Origin of the sequence: Halomonas sp. hl-4 (genome assembly GCF_900215475.1) — a bacterium.
In the GTDB taxonomy this organism is placed as follows: Bacteria; Pseudomonadota; Gammaproteobacteria; order Pseudomonadales; family Halomonadaceae; genus Vreelandella.
The window spans coordinates 298710-318818 of the sequence record NZ_LT907845.1; the positions used below are offsets into that span (position 1 = coordinate 298710).

At 53.0% G+C, this 20109-nt stretch carries 17 protein-coding genes; 8 read left to right on the forward strand and 9 right to left on the reverse strand.

Annotation, left to right across the window (positions count from 1 at the left end):
- Positions 1-4 precede the first annotated feature (4 nt).
- The 7 genes from CPH17_RS01570 to CPH17_RS01600 form a co-directional block, all read right to left on the reverse strand.
- Positions 5-946, reverse strand: a complete 942-nt coding sequence (locus CPH17_RS01570; protein ID WP_074396122.1) for an ABC transporter permease — start codon at positions 944-946, stop codon at positions 5-7.
- Positions 943-1992, reverse strand: a complete 1050-nt coding sequence (locus tag CPH17_RS01575; RefSeq protein ID WP_074396123.1) for an ABC transporter permease — start codon at positions 1990-1992, stop codon at positions 943-945. The genes CPH17_RS01570 and CPH17_RS01575 overlap by 4 nt, the downstream gene beginning before the upstream one ends.
- Positions 1993-2163: 171 nt before the next feature.
- A complete protein-coding gene (locus CPH17_RS01580; RefSeq protein WP_096297996.1) occupies positions 2164-3747 on the reverse strand; it encodes an ABC transporter substrate-binding protein in 1584 nt (527 codons plus the stop codon).
- A 247-nt stretch (positions 3748-3994) separates the two neighbouring features.
- Positions 3995-4381, reverse strand: coding sequence for a glutaredoxin family protein (locus tag CPH17_RS01585; protein WP_096297998.1), 387 nt, complete (start codon positions 4379-4381; stop codon positions 3995-3997).
- Between the two features lie 158 nt (positions 4382-4539).
- Positions 4540-6735, reverse strand: coding sequence for a DEAD/DEAH box helicase (locus CPH17_RS01590; protein ID WP_231898066.1), 2196 nt, complete (start codon positions 6733-6735; stop codon positions 4540-4542).
- A complete protein-coding gene (locus CPH17_RS01595) occupies positions 6735-8078 on the reverse strand; it encodes an ATP-binding protein (RefSeq protein WP_096298002.1) in 1344 nt (447 codons plus the stop codon). The genes CPH17_RS01590 and CPH17_RS01595 overlap by 1 nt, the downstream gene beginning before the upstream one ends.
- Before the next feature lie 6 nt (positions 8079-8084).
- Positions 8085-10403 (reverse strand): TerB N-terminal domain-containing protein, encoded by a 2319-nt coding sequence (locus CPH17_RS01600; RefSeq protein WP_096298004.1) that lies wholly within the window; start codon positions 10401-10403, stop codon positions 8085-8087.
- 231 nt (positions 10404-10634) lie between these two features.
- Between CPH17_RS01600 and mpl the strand changes: the two genes are divergently transcribed.
- The 3 genes from mpl to CPH17_RS01615 are packed head-to-tail and all read left to right on the forward strand — an operon-like array spanning position 10635 to position 13306.
- Complete coding sequence (gene mpl, locus CPH17_RS01605; protein ID WP_096298006.1) at positions 10635-12020, forward strand: UDP-N-acetylmuramate:L-alanyl-gamma-D-glutamyl-meso-diaminopimelate ligase; 1386 nt, start codon at positions 10635-10637, stop codon at positions 12018-12020.
- Positions 12020-12679, forward strand: a complete 660-nt coding sequence (locus tag CPH17_RS01610; RefSeq protein WP_096298008.1) for a flavin prenyltransferase UbiX — start codon at positions 12020-12022, stop codon at positions 12677-12679. The genes mpl and CPH17_RS01610 overlap by 1 nt, the downstream gene beginning before the upstream one ends.
- A gap of 3 nt (positions 12680-12682) precedes the next feature.
- Positions 12683-13306 (forward strand): LysE family translocator, encoded by a 624-nt coding sequence (locus tag CPH17_RS01615; RefSeq protein ID WP_172898682.1) that lies wholly within the window; start codon positions 12683-12685, stop codon positions 13304-13306.
- Here CPH17_RS01615 and CPH17_RS01620 read toward each other — a convergent pair.
- The gene (locus CPH17_RS01620; protein ID WP_096298010.1) at positions 13292-14224 is read right to left on the reverse strand and encodes a diguanylate cyclase domain-containing protein; all 933 of its coding nucleotides are present in this window, start codon (positions 14222-14224) and stop codon (positions 13292-13294) included. The two genes, CPH17_RS01615 and CPH17_RS01620, sit on opposite strands and share 15 nt — an antisense overlap.
- Positions 14221-15075: a hypothetical protein gene (locus CPH17_RS01625; RefSeq protein WP_096298012.1), complete on the reverse strand. Its 855-nt coding sequence runs from the start codon at positions 15073-15075 to the stop codon at positions 14221-14223. Before CPH17_RS01625 ends, CPH17_RS01620 begins: the two co-directional genes overlap by 4 nt.
- A gap of 192 nt (positions 15076-15267) precedes the next feature.
- On the opposite strand from CPH17_RS01625, the gene CPH17_RS01630 reads away from it, so the two are divergent.
- The 5 genes from CPH17_RS01630 (at position 15268) to mrdA (ending at position 20108) form a co-directional block, all read left to right on the forward strand.
- Positions 15268-16575, forward strand: a complete 1308-nt coding sequence (locus CPH17_RS01630; protein ID WP_096298014.1) for a glutamate-5-semialdehyde dehydrogenase — start codon at positions 15268-15270, stop codon at positions 16573-16575.
- On the forward strand, positions 16572-17225 hold the full coding sequence (nadD, locus tag CPH17_RS01635; RefSeq protein WP_096298016.1) for a nicotinate-nucleotide adenylyltransferase: 654 nt from the start codon (positions 16572-16574) through the stop codon (positions 17223-17225). The genes CPH17_RS01630 and nadD overlap by 4 nt, the downstream gene beginning before the upstream one ends.
- A gap of 67 nt (positions 17226-17292) precedes the next feature.
- Entirely contained in the window at positions 17293-17673 is a 381-nt protein-coding gene (gene rsfS / locus CPH17_RS01640) for a ribosome silencing factor (protein ID WP_074396132.1), read from the forward strand.
- A complete protein-coding gene (gene rlmH, locus CPH17_RS01645; protein ID WP_096298018.1) occupies positions 17670-18137 on the forward strand; it encodes a 23S rRNA (pseudouridine(1915)-N(3))-methyltransferase RlmH in 468 nt (155 codons plus the stop codon). Before rsfS ends, rlmH begins: the two co-directional genes overlap by 4 nt.
- A 63-nt stretch (positions 18138-18200) precedes the next feature.
- The gene (mrdA, locus tag CPH17_RS01650; protein WP_096298021.1) at positions 18201-20108 is read left to right on the forward strand and encodes a penicillin-binding protein 2; all 1908 of its coding nucleotides are present in this window, start codon (positions 18201-18203) and stop codon (positions 20106-20108) included.
- Position 20109: the final 1 nt, after the last annotated feature.

Here is a 20109-nt window from a genome sequence, read left to right on the forward strand (position 1 = left end):
GTCCTCAGCCTTTGTAGAGTCGCGGATTCATAACGTCACGTAGCCAATCGCCGAGCAGGTTGATGGACAGTACGAGCACCACCAGCACTGCACCGGGGATCATCGTGATCCACCAGGACCCGGATTGGATGTAGTCAAACCCAGACTTAATCAGCGAGCCCAGCGAGGGGTGGGTTTCGGGCATCCCTAGGCCAAGAAATGACAGCGCGGCTTCTGAAATAATCGCGTTGGCAATTTGTACCGTCGAAATAACGAAGATCGGTGAAAGCGTATTGGGTAGCACGTGACGGAACATGATGCGCTTGCTACGTAGACCCATTACACGGGCCGCATCGACGTATTCTTTGTTTTTTTCGGCGAGCACAGACGCTCGCACGGTGCGCGCGTACTGTGGCCATTCCGCGAGGCCAATAATCAAAATCAGCATCAGCACGGCGTAGCTGCTGTAAAACGAGCTGCCAAAAGAGGCCTTGACCACGGCCCCGACCACGATGGCGACCATCAGCGTTGAGAACGACAGTTGGATGTCGGCCAAACGCATCAGGAAGGCATCCACACGGCCGCCCAGGTAACCCGCCATCAGGCCAAAGGTGACCCCCAGGAGTGCTTGCAGGGCAACGGCACCAAAACCGATAAGCAGGGATACCCGTGTACCGTAAAGAATCACCGATAATAGATCACGGCCCTGAGCGTCGGTACCCAAACTGTAGCGTTCGTCAGCTCCGTCAACCCAAAAGGGGGGTAGCTCGGAGGCGAGAATATCAATCTGGCCCAAATCGTAAGGGTCAGTGGGGGCAAGTAGCGGTGCTGAAAAGGCGGCAAATACCAAGCAGACAAATATCGCCAAACATAGCTGCGCGGTGTAATCGCGCTTGAAGCTGTACCACAGATAAGAGTCACGGAAGCGCTGCCAGCGGCTAGGAACAGAGTGTGTTGTCGTTGTCATGCGGGCTTCCCGGTTAGTTTGACAGTGGGATTCACCAAGCCATAGATCAAATCGACGAGGGTGTTGGTGACCACGAAAATGATCCCGACAATCATTAAGTAAGAGATGATCAGCGGAATATCGGCGCGGTTAATCGCATCGAGGAACATCAGGCCCATGCCCGGCCATTGGAAGACTGTTTCAGTCAAAATGGTGTAAGCCACCATCGTGCCAATTTGTACGCCCCCCACGGTAATGACCGGTAGCATGGTGTTTTTAAGCGCGTGAACAAAATACACACGGCGCATGGAAATGCCTTTGGCGCGGGCATATTTTACGTAGTCCGACTGCAGCACTTCCAACATTTCCGCGCGGATTAAGCGGATAAACAGCGGCAGCATAATAGAAGCGAGGGAAACCGCCGGTAATACGATATTGCGAAGCCCATCCCACGAGGCAAAGTTGGTTTCCCAGTGACCAAACACCTGCACGATGCCGTCGCCACGCCCAAATGAAGGCATATTGCCCTGGGTAGAGAAAAAATTGTTTAACCAACTGCCCCATGCCGTGCCTTCAGGGAAAAGCGTGACGGTCACGCCAATGGCGAAAATTTGAATAAGGACAATAGCGGTTAAAAATACCGGTATCGAGATGCCAACAATCGACACGCCCATGAAAAATTTCGAAATAGGCGAGCGAGGTTTAATCGCGCTGTATACCCCAATGGGGACTGAAAGCAGCACAATGATAAGCGTAGAGGCAAACACCAGCTCCAGTGTGGCAGGCAAATGGCGGGCAATAACCTCCAGTGCGGGCTCACGGTAGAAATAGGAGTAGCCGAAATCACCTTGTACGGCATTTTTAGCAAAGCGTGCGTACTGGACCAAGAACGGATCGTTAAGGCCGAAGCGCTCGCGAAGTTCTTCGCGCTCGCTTTCGGGCACTGACTGCCCCACCATCTGTTGGATGGGGTCACCCAGGTTGTCCTGGATGGCGAAGGCTAGCAAGCTGATGACAAACATCACCAATATCGCGTGCATTAGCCGTTTGATTAAAAAGGCAATCATGGCGTACGCCACCTATGTGAAAGGGTTCAACGTGGGAATCGGCAAGGAGGTTATCGCGAATCGCCTAATAAAAGGCTTCGCCCCCTGGGGCAAGCCTAGGGAGCGAAGCGTCCTTGCAATAAGGTAAAGACGTTTATATTAAACGCTTACTCAGTACCTTATATATGCGGTTTATTCGTCATCTTCACGGTCAATGACGAGGTCACCAAGGTAGGGGAAGTCGATGGCGTTGACCACCGGCTCAACATTGACCCCTTCAGCGGCGGCATAGGCAAGGTTTTGCCAATGTAGCGTAATGAAGCCAACGTCTTCGTAAAGCATTGCTTCGGCTTCCTGGAGCATCTCGTCACGCTTTTCCAGGTCGTTTTCGCTGTCGGCGTCGGTCACCAGCTTGTCAATCTCTTCGTTGCAGTAACCGCCATAGTTGTACTGGCCAGCGCCGGACTCTTCATCACGGCAGAATGTCAGGTACTGGAAAAAGTTGGCGGTGTCTTCGGTATCGGCGTGCCAGCCAATCATTGCCATGTCTGACTCACGGTCGTCGTATTCCGGCCAGTACTGGGCAAGCGGCATGGTGCGCAGGTCCACATCGATATTAATGCGTGCCAGCATGTTGGAAACCGCTTGGGCAATTTGCGCATCATTCACATAGCGGTTGTTCGGCGCGATCATTTCGATTTCAAAGCCGTCCTCATAGCCTGCTTCGGCCATAAGCTCCTGGGCACGTTCCAGGTCATAACGCGGAGTAAGGTCTGGATTGTAGCCTGAATACCCTTCTGGCGAGAGCTGGCCAGCTGGGTTGGCGAAGCCACGCATTAAACGGTCGGCGATGCCTTCCTGGTTAATCGCCAGATCCACGGCCTGGCGCACGCGTGGGTCCTGGAAAGCCTCAACGCGCTCTTCGTTCATTTGGAAACCGATAATGCGTGTGCCATCGATTTCGATCAGGTTGACGTCATCTGCATCACGAACACGGTCTAAATCGTTGGGTGGTACCGCATCAATGAAATCCACGTCGTCGGACAGTAGGGCGGCAACCCGCGAGGCATTTTCAGAAATCGGGGTCAGTTCAATGCGCGATACGTTACCTTCGGTTTCGGTATCCCAATAGTCGTCGAAACGCTCAAACTCAACGCGAACGCCCTGGCGGCGGTCAGTTACCTGGAACGGCCCGGTACCCGAGACGTTGCGCGAGGCGTATGAGTTGCCGGATTTTTCGATTTCACCTTTATCTTTGCCGTCATCGGTTTCGCCGCTGTAGTACTCGCGGTCCATCGGGAAGATATAGGTGGCGATGTTGATCAGCAGCGGGTAGGGCTCGCTGGTTTTAATTTCGACGGTATAGTCGTCTACCGCTTCAGCGCTTTCTACCGGTTCGAAAATACCGCGGTAGTCGGGGCTTTCTTTCAAACGCTCCACGGTCCACACCACATCGTCGGCGGTGAACGCATTGCCGGAGTGAAACTTCACGCCTTCGCGCAGCGTGAGGCGCATGGTGGTGTCGTCAACCTGTTCCCATTCGGTGGCCAGGCGTGGCTCGAACTCAAAATCCTTGGTCCAGCGCACCAGCGGGTCAAAGGCCATGTGCGAGAAGCGCAGTACGCCGCCTGAAAGCTGTTCGTGAATATCCAGCGTCTCGAAGTCGGCCGAGTAGCCAATGCGCAGGGTTTCTGCACTTGCGATCGTAGGTAGTAGTGCGGTGCCGGTTAGCGTTGCACCAATAACAGAAGCCAATAGCGTTTTTTTAAACGTCATAGTCGTTCCCTGAAAGGAATATTTATTGTTCGCTTTGCTGCTTTTTCTCCGGGGCTTGTGACCCTAAGGAAAGACTATTAAAGCAGCAAAACAGACACGGTCAGCTCGAAAGCCATGCCATTAACATAGAGAGTAGTGGTTGCATCCTACAATCGAAATAATGACTGACCTCATTCATCTACTGAATGAGGTGGGCCGTGTTCAGGGATTTAAAGGCGGGAATGCGACGAAAGAAGGGACTGTAGGTTTAACCAAATTGCTTGTGTAGCCAAGCGTTAATGGCGTCGGATTCATACAGCCATTCGTCGTGACCGTCGTCGTGGGTAATCTTTAGGCAGGGGACTTTGACTTTGCCACCGCCTTCTTGCAGTTCCTTGCGATAGTCAGGATCAAGCTGAGCATCGCGTTTTTCGATAGACAGGCCGAGGCGGGCCATTTCCTTGCGTACTTTGATACAAAACGGGCAACTGCGGAATTGATAAAGCGCAAGCTTTTGACACTCAGCGTCGACCTGGGCCTGTTCCTCAGGCGTGCGCGTTACCGATTGTGGCGTTGAGAGTTTCTCGGACACCAGCATGATGGGCGCGAGCACCACGCGGAGGCCGCGGAAAAAGTAGCGTACCAATGTGCGCATAAAGTAACCCTCGTCGTCTCAATGCTTACCGTCTGGGTAGAGCAATGCAATGCGTAAGCGTGTTGGCTGAGCGGGCATCGTGCAATATCTAAACGACGTTGTCACTGAACGATGGTTCCACAAGCTCTTGTTCCTAGGAAAATATGAGTGCGTGCATATTATAGAAATTCATTGTGAAGCCATGCTTCCGCGCCAGGAACGTCAAACATGCGGCGACCAAAACCCTCGGTAAGTAATTCCTCGGGTAAAAATTCATCAAATTTCTCTAGATGTTTTTCTGGAACCATTTCTGCAAGTTCGTATTGTGAAGGTAAGCCGTCCTGAAGCGCTTTATTAAAGCAAGTCGCAACTTCTTTGGAAGAGGCCTTTTGTACCTCGATTACCCCCGCATAGTGGCTTGCGCGAAAACCCTTCATTAACAGAACAGCAGTCAGGGTATTAACAGCCTTGTCTCCCCGCCAAGGAAAGACATAAACATGTTCGTCTTGTTCAATCACCGATCTGTTTTGCAGGTTTGCGTGTTCAAAAAATTCGATGCCTTCCCGAAACAAGTCCCGTGCCTCACTATCAGCAAAGTCTACCTTTCCGTTTGAAGTGGTGATCCGATAGTCACCGGATTTGTAAATAGAGAGCATTTCTTTTCTAACAAGGTCGTGGATGAGGAGGCCTTCACCGCCAAATTTAGGCGGCTTACCACCTGTTGTTTTCTCGACATAAATGACCTTGCTATCGGTATCCACGTCGATGACTTTCCAGCGTCTGCCAGCGAATATAATGTGTTGATCGGGGATAATCATGGCATCAACCGGAAGTTGTCCAAGGGTCTTTGCACCATTGACCACTCGGAACTCCTCCGGCGTCTTGAATACAGCGTAGAACGTGTATTGATTGACCAGCCGCTCACCCTCTATACCTAGCACCAGCTCGCCACTGCCTAGCTGAGTGATACTTTCCTCCGATCCAAGATGGCGCAATAGTGTTACGAATTGTGCAGTAGTAACTTGCTGAAACGGCCCTTGGCGGCAGAGCAGGGCATACAGTTGATCGGCGCGAATGCCACCCCACTGAGCGATTGTCGCAAGGATTTGATGCACGAGGGTCGAAAAATGGAATTGAGTGGTGTCCGCTGGTTCAAACCATTTGTCTGCGATCAATAATCGAATCATCGCTAGAGACTGAACTAGCTCCGTACGCAATTTATCGTTAGGATTTGATTTCGAGTTAATGTCGTTTTCAGAAATGAGCATACGTAAAATTGCCGGACCGCCTCTTCTTCCCGAGCGTCCCATGCGTTGGCGCAAACTTGATACAGAGTGTGGGGCAGTGACTTGAATGACTGAGTTGACCTTTCCAATGTCGATCCCCAATTCTAGGGTCATCGTGCAAATCGCTGTGGTCGGCAAGGTGTCTTTCTGAAGCCGTGACTCAAGCCCTTCTCGAAGCCCTTTAGACAACGAGCCATGATGCGGAAAGAACTCATTGGGTACCACCGCGCTTTCGCAGAAGTCGCTCAATTGTGCCGCAATGGCCTCTGTTCGTTTGCGACTATTTGCAAAGACCAGATGAGAACCACCCCGACAAAGAGTGTAAAGCTCCTCGCAGATTCGGTATTCGGCAGGCACCCTAGGGTCATTTGGCTTGAGATCTATTGGGTCACGATATCCCTTAACCTGTATTTTGAGTGTCGCCTGGCCTTGTGAGTTTGTGATTGTGGTACAAGGCATGGTGCCATTCGGGCGCAATGAAGACGGCACTGATTCTAGGTTTCCAAGGGTCGCACTGAGGGCAATCCGGGGGATCGGGCGTTCCATACACCCAATCATGTGATCTAGACGGTTGAGTACGGACAACAACTGCTGGCCTCGTTCGGAACCAATGAAAGCGTGAAATTCATCAATCACAATATATTGAGTGTGAGCAAACGCTTGGCGAACCCATCCAGCATTTTTAATCAGCATCGCTTCTAAGGATTCAGGCGTGATCAACAGGATCCCAGATGGAGCCGTCCTGGCTCGATTCTTCAAACTCTGGGGAGCGTCTCCATGCCATGGTGTTACTTGCATCCCCATCATTTCACAAAGATTGTCCAGTCGACGGTACTGGTCGTTGATCAGCGCTTTGAGGGGGCTTAAATATAGAATGCCAAAGCCGTCTTCCTGATCAGCAATAGCTGTCATCGCGGGGAGGAAGAAGGCTTCTGTCTTACCAGCGGCTGTTGAAGCGCTGATTAAAACGTCAGTTTTTCCTGCCAGAATCGGATCTATGGCTTTTTTTTGGATCTCTCTTAGATCCGGCCAGCCTTGCTTGAAAATCCATTTCTGGATTCGTCTGTCAAGTTTCTGATATTCACTCATCAAATTTTGACTTCAGCTAGCCAATCATCATCTGATTTACGGCCTTCCGGCGGCTGCGTACCCTCGTTGACATCGATCTCAGTATTCACCTCACTTGGGCGGTCAGGCTCAAGCTCTACATTTGCAACCAAATCAGACCACTGAATCTTCGGGTTCTGATCCACGATTGATAGCATGTCCAGGAACGCTTTTATGATGCTTCGTGGTGTCCTGAAATATGACTCACCTATGTTTTGATAACAGTGATTAAGAAACGATTTCAGAGAGTCGTCCGGAACGAGATAATGCTCTTGGTCACCACTGGCGAATACATGCCTTAGATTTCGGAGAAGGATGTATAGCTCCTCCGGTGTAAGGTTTGCGAGGTGCAGGGCAGGGGATGAATAATCGGTCACGCCTGCGCGCTGAGCGAAGCTGTTTTCAGCCAACCTCGATTGAAGAGCCTCGTAACTGTAGAGACCTTTTCGTGGATCCAGAAGGAATTCTGGCGTCCCCCCGAGTAGAAAGCCAAGGCCTTCAACAGAACCTTGCAAACAATCATTTAGTATCCTGAGAATCTGCTCGTAATTTGAAGTTCGAGCTTGCGTCGAATTCAGTTTGTAGAGATTGATCATTTCATCAAGATTTACCAAGAGACCGCTATATCCCGCCTGTTGTACAAATAGGCTCATTAATTTCAGTGAGTCATAGAAACCAGAGTCATCAATTATTGTGCGGACGCCGAGATCGCGGCGGGCATCTGTTTTGGTGGAGTATTCAGCGCGTAGCCACCGAATGGCATTAGCTTTGAGGTTGTCGTTACCTTGTTCATGACCATTCCAATACGCTTCGATGACAGAGGCAAAGTCATAGCCACCCACCATCTCAGATAGTTTAGCGAGCTTTTCATGGATTACGGCATTCACCGATTCATTCGCGTTGTTAGCTTCTTTGCGAGCTTGAGTGACGAAGCGCTCAACGACACTTGTCAGTGCGTTTCCGTCTGGCTTATTACGGGTCGACATGTTCCGCATGAGTTCTGAGTAAAGATTACGGGCCTGGCCAGAAGATGCCTGGATTCTACGCTCAGGAGCCAGATCCGCATGCACAGTAACCATTTTTCGCTCTAACGCTATGCTCCGCACAACGCTTAGAAAGAACGTTTTGCCTGAGCCGTACTCTCCAATGATTAACCGGAAAGCAGATCCTCCATCAGCAACCCGCTCAATATCGCGGTAAAGTGCCTTTATCTCGTTAACTCGTCCCACCTGAATATGCTGAATTCCAACCTTAGGCGTGACACCGGATTTGAGAGACTGGATGATCGAATCTCGCTCCTTGGGTCTGATGCGCTTCTCACTCATGAGTTATTATTCCTTAGCGGTTTGTGCAATGTTTTCGGCTACATCAAGCATCACATAAATGTCGCCATCGTCTTCCAGAACGGCCTCATCTAATAGCTCAAACGACCAGTTGTTAATCGTCTCAACGGCCCCGTCTACCATCAACCCCAGCCCGTTACACATGGACTCAACATCAGTGCGACTCCATTTCTCCCGAGTAATCAGCCTCTCAAGGAGCTTTCGATGCTCGGGGTCGAGGCCATCATCCTCTTCTTCATCCAACAGTCCTTCATCATTTGGCATTGATTCATCTATCAGTGATTCCTCTTCGTCAGACTCTGCGAAGATGGAGCTCAGAATGGTCTGTACATGCTTGGTTTCTGATTCATGCAGTGCCAGAACACTCTCATCTAGCTGGAAGCCCGCAGTGCCGACAGATTTGGAAGAACCAGCATCTTGTGGGTTCTCTGAAGCTTTGGATGTTGTTAAGCCATGAATATCACTAGATACCAATGACTTATCCAGCCCAAGATTGGTGTAAAGCTTCTCCATTTGTTTAATCTCATCCGGACTGATTTTGCCATCCGCCAAAGCTACACTGACCAGAATTTTGCTGATGCCGTGCTTTCCGTCAGCACTAAGATTTTCAATCTGCTTTTTGAGGCTTGCGCTATTTTGCGGTGAATTTAAACGCCATGTAAGATACGCTCTCAGACTCGCCTTGGCTGGCTCTGTTAAATCCTGGTTGTCGTTAATCAGGTTCTCTAGAACATTAACCTCAGCCTCATGCACATGATCGTCAATCTTTGCCACCATCGCACCAAGTCGCAGAGCCATACCTACTTCATTGAAGGTATGAGATGGCTCATTAAGGTCTTTGTGACCACCAGGGAACAACACCACGTTACCGGTAGGTGAGGGTTTAGCATGATGAAACCGTGGATCTGGAGCCATCCCAAAGCCGGTTCTATCGAGAATCCCTTGGAGTACCTCAACTTCTTTTTTGTTAACTTTTTCTACCTGTGTGTCCGATAGCTGTGACCAGAAGTCCTGGAAAGATACCAAACCCTTTGTATCTTCTATGATCTTCTCAGCCCAATCTGAAAAAGTTGACATTAGGGGGGAACCTGAAGAATCTGCGATCTCCTCAGGTAACAGGAGTACAGCTTCAATATCATCTCGGGAATTCCCCTCCTTACCTAAATAGCGACTATAAGAATTAAGCATCTCGGATGCTTGATCAGCTAATTCGATGATTTTATTTGCTACGGATTTGAGGACGGTAGGGTCGGGCACGCCACCCCCGTCGATTGTGACAGGAGACAATGATCCACTCGCTGGGTGATATGCAGGCTTTACAAAAGTTTTGTTGGGTTTGATCTTCAGGCCGTTGGCATGCTGGGTAGTATATAGTTTACAGAAAAGATTTTTGAACTCTTCAGGGCAACGTCGGGCAGGCGTTCTCGGCACGAAATCTGTAAACTTTAACCAAACGTAAGCCATTTCTGCAGGTATTGGTTGGCCAGTCTCGACTAGCTTGCCGGCATTTATCGAGAATAGAACCCGTAGGTTATGCTGCGCTATCTCATCATTTGAAATTGAGATGAGCTTCGGACGTAACAACTGCATCCATTCAAGAAGACGAAATGCGTAGCTGTTGAAAGCAGGGTTTTTCCCATAAACGGTCAGCAAGCGACGTATTTCTGTAGCTATATTAGTAAATACTTCATCGCTAACTTCACCACACTCAACTGAATCCACTGTAATCCGGCGCTCAAGGCCGTAGAAGTAGAGGAATACATAACCAACTGGAGTATCAGGATCCGCGCGTTGTGATGATAGCCAGTGTAGGTATGCTCCTCGACATTTCGGAGACAAAACACTGTATTTAGGCCAATATCCGAGCGAGGAATCCAGCTCTCGATAACTTACGTTTTCAACTTTTAATGTCTCATCTATCAGAGATGCTTCCGAACCGAACTGGTTCGTTGAACTTAACCTACCACCAAAATAGAAATTGCCTCCGTTGATTGAATAGTCATCAATTTTTATCGATTCTCCAGGCGCAACCCATCTGCCAGGATTTTTATTTCGGCTCTTCTCTTCTGGTTGTCCGATCGAGATAGTGAAGGTTGCTAGCCCGTCGTCATCGTCAAAATGTGATGGGCCCCGAACGTCACGATTATGTGGGTGGGAGCCTGTTCTCCGGTGCTGTTTAGTATCATACGAGGCTTTAGGAGGCGTGTGGGGGCTAGCAGAAGGCTGTTTCGATGTTCGTCGCTTTCGAAAAGCTGATAGAAGCATCCCGGTGAAAACCAGTATCCCTAAAACAATGATCACTTCCATTCGATGCTCCCCAAACTATTTTTCGAAAAAATGTTAATAGTGTTTATATTGGAGGCTAACAAACTTGCAATGTTGCGTCAGTGTTTTGTCGCTTTAAACACTTGTGCGAGGTTTGAGTGTTTTGTGTCGGGTATACATTAGTGTAAGTACCCCAGTCATTAAGACAGGTGAGCCATAAGGCTTGGCGTGCTAGGCTTGCGAGCTGTTTGGGGGTTGTTGAGAGGCGTAGCGATGCATCTGCATATTATCGGAATTTGCGGCACCTTTATGGGCAGTTTGGCACTGCTGGCCCGAGAACTTGGCCACCAAGTGAGCGGTTCTGACGGCAATGTCTATCCGCCGATGAGTACCCAGCTTGAGGAAGCGGGTATCAGCCTGATGGAGGGCTACCAGGCGGCGAATTTACAGCCTGCCCCCGACCTGGTGGTGGTGGGTAACGCGCTTTCCCGGGGCAATGATGAAGTGGAGGCGTTGCTGAACAGCGGCGTGCCCTATACCTCGGGAGCCCAGTGGCTGGCAGAACATGTGTTGCCCGGTCGGCGCGTGATTGCGGTGGCAGGCACGCATGGCAAAACGACTACGGCGAGTTTATTAGCCTGGCTTTTAGAAAGTGCTGGGTTGTCGCCGGGGTTCTTAATCGGCGGCGTGCCGCGTAATTTTAACGTATCGGCTCGGCTGGGCGCGCCCGATGCGCCTTTTGTGGTTGAAGCCGATGAGTACGATACGGCGTTTTTCGATAAGCGCTCTAAATTCGTTCACTATCGCCCGCATATCGCCGTGCTCAATAATTTGGAGTTTGACCACGCGGATATTTTTCCCGATCTCGCCGCTATTGAGCGCCAGTTCCATCATTTGGTACGTACCGTGCCCAGCCATGGCCGCTTGCTGGTGGCTGATCGGCAGCCCGCGCTTGAGCGAGTACTGTCTCAGGGAGTGTGGACTCCGGTGGATTATCTGGGTGACCACCCGGATAGCGCTTGGCAACTGCGACTGGAGCGCCCGGATGCCAGCCGATTTCAGGTGATTTATCGCGATTCTGCAACGGCACGTGAAGAAGATGGTGTCGTGGAATGGGTGCTAACCGGCGAATATAACGCTCGCAATGCGTTAGCCGCTTTGGCTGCAGCCAGACTGTGTGGCGTGGACCTGGCGCGTGGCTGTGCGGCGCTGGCGCGATTTGAGACGCCACGCCGCCGCCAAGAAGTACGCGGTGAGGTCAGCGGTATTCAGGTCATTGATGACTTTGCCCACCATCCAACCGCTATTGCGGCAACGCTTCAGGGCCTAAGGGCAGCCACGCCCAAAGGGCGCCTGCTGGCGGTGATAGAGCCCCGCTCCAACACCATGCGGTTAGGGGCGCTGCGTGATCGGTTGAGTGAAAGCGTGGCCGAGGCCGACGCAGTCTTCTGGTTTCAACCGCCGACGGTGGCATGGTCGATGGAGACGCTAGTGGATAACCTGGCGCACTCGACACTTTACGATGACATCGATGCCTTGGTGAATGCCGTCGTCACTCAAGCGTCACCTCAAGATCGTATTGTGGTGATGTCCAACGGCAGCTTTGAAGGCGTTCACGAGCGTTTATTGACTGCACTAATGGCCAAGGAGGGGGCGTAATGACAAACGCGCCTACATCGCCGTTTAAACCCCCGGTAACCGTCGCGCTTACCGGTGCCTCCGGCGCGCAGTATGGGCTTCGCTTAATTGATGTGCTGGTGGCGGCCGAGCATGAAGTCTGGGTAATGATCTCCAAAGCGGCCCATATGGTCATTGCTACCGAAACCGAGATTACCTTACCGGCTCAGCCCGAACGGTTGGCGCAGGCGCTAAGTGAGCGGAGCGGGGCGGCGGCAGGTCAAATACGTTGTTTTGGCCGTGAGGACTGGATGGCGCCTGTCGCGTCGGGGTCGGGGGCTGCCTCTGCCATGGTGATTTGCCCGTGTTCAACGGGCACGCTGTCGGCCGTAGCGACTGGCGCGAGTAACAACCTGATTGAACGGGCGGCTGACGTAGCGGTGAAGGAGCGGCGCACGCTGGTGATAGTGCCTAGGGAAAGCCCGTTTTCACCCATCCACCTGGAGCATATGCTAACGCTGAGTCGGCTTGGAGTCGTCATCCTGCCAGCCGCACCGGGTTTTTATCATCGCCCCCAGTCTATCGATGACTTAATCGACTTTATCGTGGCGCGCATTCTCAATCAGTTGGGTATTACGCATCAGTTGATGCCCCGTTGGGGAGAAGACCCATCGCCTACTTCAAGTTTCAAGGATGAATAACGCATGATGTCATGGGCCACGCTTTCGGTGTTTGTCCCCACCTTTTTGTTTGTCTCTTTAACGCCGGGAATGTGTATGACGCTGGCAATGGTCTTAGGTATGACCCAAGGCGTTAAGCGAACCCTGTGGATGATGATTGGCGAGCTACTGGGGGTAGGGTTAGTGGCTGCCGCGGCGGGCGTCGGGGTGGCTGCGCTCATGCTTCGCCAGCCAGCGCTATTCATGGCGTTCAAATGGGTGGGCGGTGCGTACTTGGCCTACATCGGGATTATGATGTGGCGCTCTCGTGGGCGCATGGCCATTCCCAACGAGCTTGAAGCAGGGCCACCTGCAGGGCACTGGCAGTTGGCTCTCCAAGGATTTTTAACGGCGGTAGCCAACCCCAAAGGGTGGGCGTTTTTTATGGTACTGTTGCCGCCTTTTTTGGATAGTAGCCGCCCACTGAGCTATCAACTGGCCATGCTGATTGCGGTGATATTGATCATCGAGTTTGCCAGTATGCTGGTCTATGCCACCGGCGGTAAAACACTGCGCCGTGTGCTGGGTAGAAGCGACAATGTCCGTTTACTTAATCGTATCGCGGGGACGCTGATGATTGGCGTTGGCGCTTGGCTAGCGCTTGGCTAATGCGCTACCGCGACCTTCGAGTCGCTGAAGATAGTGCTCAAAGTCCTCTTTAGGGCAAGGCAGGCAAGCGGCGATGCGAACTTCAACCTGCCCGGTTTCAACCAGCACGCGTCGAGACAGAGCGCGCTGAAGGCGATCTCGAACCAGCAGCGCTCCGCTTTCGCTGGTGTCGGGCAGTACCAGCCAAAAGGTCGCACTGTCAGCGCGCCCCAATAGGTCATGATCTCGGCAGCAGCTGTAAACCTCAGTACATAAGGCGCTGAGTAGGGCTTCGGCGGCACGCGGGCCGAACTGTTCCTCTGCCATGTCTCGCTGGGGTAAGTGAATAACCAGCACGGCCAATCGCTGATTGAGCATATCGGAACGCTGGTATTCACTGTGCAGGCGCTCTTTTAAGGTGTCGATGTGGTAAGCGTCGCACTCGCTGTCATTGGGGTCGGTGGCCCTTAGTAGCGCTCGGCGCCGTGCATGCTCCCAGCGCGGCAACGCCAGTAAAAGCCCTAGCGCCACGTAGCCCATCATCAACGTTGGCGATGCTTGGCTTAGTGCAGGCATAAACCACCAGAGCGGGAGTAGGGTCATGTGCAACACCACTGCACCGGCCAGCGGAAGCAGCAAAAAGGCGGCGGTCATCGGTAAGCCGAACCAGATCAGCGGCGTATTGGGCTGATAGTAAAGCGCGGCGATGACGCTTGCGTAAGTGCAAACCAGTAGCACAAGCCTAGGCAAATGGGCGCGTATATCCTGGCCTAAGTGAAGCAAAAAGGCGGCCAGCAAAAGCAGTACCATAAAACTGGGCACGACCAGATCGCGATATTCACCCATGGCATATAGCCAAACGGCATAGCTGATCATTAAGACGGCGCTGGCCATATAGGCCAGCGTCATTAATTGCCTAGGGAATTGATGTTGTGTCATAGCTGGCCCCGAAGTGCGCCAGCCGGTTGTCGGGTGAGAGTGGTTAATGTCGACGCGTTTGGTGCTACATCCATCAACTCGATGGGGTCGATGGCAGTGTTGTCGGGTAAGGCGGTGCTGATCGTCTGAGAGCGGTCTTGTGCTTCAAGGGCGGAGCGCGACAGCATTAATGTTGCCAGTGTAGTGCCGTTGAGACGGTAGACATTCTCGAAGTCATGGGTAAGTTCGCAGAGTTTCTTGGCCGTTGGCCATAGTTGATGGCGTTTTACATGTACCACCAGCAGCTCTCCATAAATACCTTCACGGGCACAGCGGGTCTGCTCGCGGTGAATGTCGCGTATCAACTGTTCGCCGGCCCATAGGTTTAAGCCAGGAATCAGTCGCAGCCGTTGGCGAATAGCCCCATTCATATCAATAAGTTGTTGGGCGCGTGCGAGCGCTAGCAAGCACAAAATCGTCAATGAAACGACCATCAAGAGCCATGCGGGTGACGAGAGCTGTGGGGCGATCAACACCGCGCTTAGCAGACCAGCGCTGATGTTAAACGCAGCCACCCAGCTCATTTGAGGCAACATAAACAGCGCTGCCCAAGCCCAAATTAACAACCCATGGCGTTCAGGCGCGACCGCAATCAGCCCCAGAAGAAGCGCGCCGGGCAACAACTGCCACGGCCGCCCACGCGAATAGCGATGGCTGAAATCAAGCAGCAGCGCGGTGATAAATAACCAGCCCACCGATAGCCATAATACAAGCGCCGCAGAAGGCGGCGCAGCAGGTGTCCATAAGGCAAGCGCCACGGCAGCCGCCAGTAAGTTGGCCCTTAAGAGACGTATTTTGTATTTATTTTGCATGGTGGCTTACTATCAACCTTGATAGAGGCGCGTGATGGTGAGCGCGATATGCGTAAACTCGTCATCATTAACGTGGCGAAAAGTGCTAAATAAGCCCTTAGTATAGCCCTAAAATAGCTTAGTATACTGCCTTGTTCGCAAGCCAAATACCACCAAGTGGTTTACGTCCACTGAGGAATCCATGGAGATCGCATGAGCGTTTCAACATCGTTCGAAAACGATGCAAAGCTATCCCTAGAGGCCGGTGATGTCACGGCCTACATGCAGGCGCTAGGCAAAGCCGCTCGTCAGGCGGCGAGCGAATTGCGGCGTGCTGACTCAGGCCAAAAGAATCGTGCCCTGGCGGCCATGGCGGGTCGCTTGGATAGCGCCCGGGCAGATGTGCTGGCGGCTAATGCCCGTGACTTGGCCAGAGGTCAAGAAAACGGGTTAGACGCGGCGTTATTAGACCGTCTAGCATTAACCGATGCACGCATTGACGCTATGATCGAAGGCCTGAATCAAGTAGCCGCTTTGCCCGACCCAGTGGGTGAGATTAATGATATGCGCTATCGCCCCAGCGGTATTCAAGTGGGCAAAATGCGCGTTCCTCTGGGCGTTATCGGCATTATTTACGAGTCGCGTCCTAACGTCACCATGGAAGCCGCCAGCCTATGCCTTAAAGCCGGCAATGCCTGCGTGCTGCGGGGCGGCTCTGAGGCCCGTGAGTCCAACGCGGCCATCAGTGCTTGTATACAGGCAGGCCTTAGTGACGTGGGGCTACCCTTGGGGAGTGTCCAGGTAGTGGCGACGAGCGACCGCGCAGCGGTTGGGGCGATGATCACCATGCCCGATTACATCGATGTGATTATTCCACGTGGCGGCAAGTCGCTTATTGAGCGTATTTCCCGTGAGGCGAAGGTGCCGGTTATCAAACACTTGGACGGTGTTTGCCATGTTTATATCCATACCCTGGCGGACCCTGCCAAAGCATTAGCCATTGCGGTTAATGCTAAAACCCATCGCTATGGCACCTGTAATACGATGGAAACCTTGCTGGTGGATGCAGCGATTGCTGACCTGCTGTTGCCTGAGTTAGCCCGCAGCTATGCCCAGCACGACGTTGAACTGCGCGGCTGTGAGCAAACCCTAGCGCTGTTGCCCCAAGCACTGCCCGCCAGCGAAGATGACTGGAGTGCCGAGTATCTAGCCCCCATCCTTGCTATCAAAGTCGTTAACGACATTGATGAAGCGATGGCCCACATTGAGCGCTACGGATCGCATCATACTGACGCGATTGTGACCGAAGACTATTCACTGGCGCGCCGATTTATGGCCGAGGTGGATTCAAGCTCGGTGGTCGTGAACGCCTCGACCCGTTTTGCCGATGGGTTTGAATACGGCTTAGGGGCGGAAATTGGTATTTCGACGGATAAGTTGCATGCCCGCGGCCCGGTGGGGCTGGAAGGTCTTACTACCCAGAAGTACGTGGTCATGGGCAACGGTCAGGTGCGTGAATGACCCAGCCTGCACGGATCGCTATGCTCGGTGGCACTTTTGACCCGGTGCATATTGGTCATCTGCGTAGCGCAGTAGAACTCCGCGATAGCCTAGGCTTGGACACGGTGCATATGATACCAGCACCGCAGCCACCGCTGCGCGGCGCGCCACAGGTATCGCCGCACCAGCGTCTGGCGCTTTTGGAGGCGGCTATTGGCGACACGCCAGGCCTCAAAGCTGACGCTCGTGAGCTTGAGCGAGAGGGGCCTTCGTTTAGCGTGGACACGCTGCGCTCGCTGCGCCAGGAATACGGCGACCAGGCACGTCTGGTCATGGCAATTGGCTGGGACGCGTTTTTGCGCCTTGCGCAATGGCACAAGCCTGAGCAGCTGTTTGCGTTTGCCCATCTGGTGGTCATCGCACGCCCGGGCCATACTGAAGAACCATCGGCATCGCTTTTGGAACTGCTGGGCGAGCGTGAAGTCGATAGCGTGTCCCGGTTAATGGCTGCACCTCACGGGCGCATGTTACGCGTGACGCTACCCACCTCCATGGCCATTTCGGCGACTCAAATCCGCCAGTGGCTGAGCGAAGGTAAAAGCGTTCGCTATTTAGTGCCAGAAGCGGTGGAAAGCACCATTTTAAACGAAGGGCTGTATCAACGCTGGTAGTACGCTCATTAGCCGTTACAATGGCCCGCTTTAAAAGGCGCATTACACGGGGTTATCGTTAGGAGATATGCACATCGACACATTAAAGAGCTTAGCGCTTGATGCGCTTGAAGAATTGAAGGCTCGCGATATCGCTCAGTTAGACGTCGCTGAACTGACCGACGTGGCCGACATCATGTTAATCGCCAGCGGGACGTCCACTCGTCATGTCGCGGCACTGGCTCAAAACGTGGTGGAAAAAGCCAAAGCGGCAGGCTTGGCACCGCGCGGTGTCGAGGGTGGCGACAACGCTGATTGGGTGCTTGTCGACCTAAGCGACGTCATTGTTCACATCATGCTACCTGAAGCGCGTGCGCTGTATGACCTGGAGCGCTTATGGGCGGACTTGCCCAGTGACATCTCGCGGCGAGAGCTTCCAGTCGGGGAAGAGCAGGCCAGCATGTCATGAAGATCCGCCTGTTGGCGGTGGGCAGCAAAATGCCCGCCTGGGTGGAAGAGGGTGTTGAAACTTACCGAAAGCGCATGCCTAAAGAGTTTAGCCTGGATATCGAAGAGATAGCCTTGGGGCAGCGTGGTAAGAATGCGGACATCGCACGGGCGCGTGAGCAAGAGGCGGAGCGTATTCGCAGCAAGCTACGGGGCAACGAACATCTGGTTGCACTGGAGGTTAGCGGCAAGGCCTGGACGACCGAGCAGCTTGCAGAGCAAGCCGACCACTGGCGGCTGCAAGGCCAGGATGTGGTGCTGCTTGTGGGTGGCCCCGACGGGCTTGATCCGCACGTGTCTGCGATGGCTCACCAGCAATGGTCGTTATCACCGCTTACCTTACCCCACCCGCTGGTGCGTATTATGCTCGCCGAGCAGCTTTATCGTGCCTGGACGCTGCTGGTGGGACATCCCTACCACCGATAATACTTCAAGCCGCCGGATGCTACGGGATGCCCGTCATCGATCGAATGAGAGTTAGTCATCGCTATGCCACAGCGCTCCGACAAGCTTAAAAACACCGAGCAAGAACTGCGGATTTTCCGTTCAAGAGCGCTACTGGCCATGGTGGTCGTGGTGGCCTTGACGAGCCTTTTGGTTGGTCGGTTGGCCTATTTGCAGGTAGTGCAGCACGACGTCTACAGCACGCGCTCTGAGAAAAACCGTGTCCGCGTTGAACCCTTGCCGCCCAATCGTGGCTTGATATATGACCGCAACGGTGTGTTGCTGGCGGAAAATCGACCCACCTACAACCTGACACTGGTGCGCGAGCGCGCGAAGGATGTCGATGAAACATTGGACTTGCTGGTTGAGATATTAGCGCTCAACGACGAAGAAACCGACACGTTTTTTGAGCGCTCGCAGCAATGGCAGCGGCCTTTCCAGCCGGTCTTGCTGGCCAGCGACCTCAGCGAAGAGCAAATTGCCCGTTTGGCGATTAACCGCCATCAGCTTCCTGGGGTTGAAGTGGAAGCGCAACTGCTGCGTTATTACCCCGATGCAGAAGTCATGGCCCATGCCCTGGGCTTTGTGGGACGCATTAATGCCGAAGAGGTAGAAAACCTCGACGCTAGCCGTTATGCGGGCACCCACTTTATTGGTAAAACGGGCGTTGAGCGTTTTTACGAAGATGAATTGCATGGGCAAGCGGGGCTGCGCAAGGTCGAAACCAATGCGCGAGGCCGCGTGCTACGCGAGCTTGGTCGTACCGATCCGGTACCCGGCAAGGATTTGACGCTGACGCTGGATAAATCCCTCCAGATGCTGGCCTACGAGCTAATGGATGGTCGCAGGGGGTCCATTGTCGCGATTGAACCCGGCAGTGGCGAAATACTTGCTATGGTGTCGACGCCTGGCTTCGACAGTAATCGGTTTGTTACCGGCATCGATAGAGGCTCTTACCAAGCGCTTCAGGAAAACCTCGATTTGCCGCTTTACAACCGGGCGATTCGCGGCCATTACCCTCCGGGCTCCACCATCAAACCCTTTTTGGCGCTTGGCGGGCTTGTTGAAGGCGCTATCACACCGGATACCACCATCAACGATCCTGGCTATTACCAATTGCCCAATGATTCACGTCGTTACCGTAATTGGCTGCGCTGGGGGCACGGACGGGTGGATTTGGAACGTTCGTTGGCAGTATCCAATAACACCTTTTATTACTCATTGGCCCATGAGCTAGGCATCGATAAACTTCATGAACAAATGAGCAACTTTGGTTTTGGCCGACGTGTAGCGCACGATGTGCAAAGCGAAAGTCCAGGTTTGATGCCCTCGAGGGAGTGGAAACGCGAACGCTTTGACCAGTCTTGGTACCCAGGCGAGACCCTTTCCGCGGGGATTGGTCAAGGCTACTGGCAAATCACCCCGCTGCAGTTAGCTAGCGCCACGGCGACGCTGGCTAATCGAGGGCAATGGGTTAAGCCGCGCATGGCCCGCAAAATTGGCGATACGCCGCTGGAACGCGACCTTCCCGATACGCCGGACAATATCAATCTGGCGCAAGACGATTGGTGGGATAGCGTATTCAGCGGTATGGAAAAGGTGGTTAGCGGTACAGAAGGGACCGCCCGCCGTACCGGCGAAGGCCTGGAGTATCGTATGGGCGGTAAGTCGGGGACTGCTCAGGTCTTCTCGCTTGGCCAAGACCAGCGTTATGAGGCCGATGAGTTGGAAGAGCGCCTGCGTGACCATGCGCTGTTCATGGCGTTTGCCCCCGTTGAAGACCCTGAAATTGCGGTGGCGGTGATCGTCGAAAACGCCGGTGGTGGTAGTACCCATGCGGCGCACTTGGCTCGGGCAATGACCGATGAATGGTTGTTGGATGACGACGCCCCTGAAGTCGATCAAGTGCGCGAGACTCTGGAAACCGATACCAGTAACGTGGAGGGGAACTAAT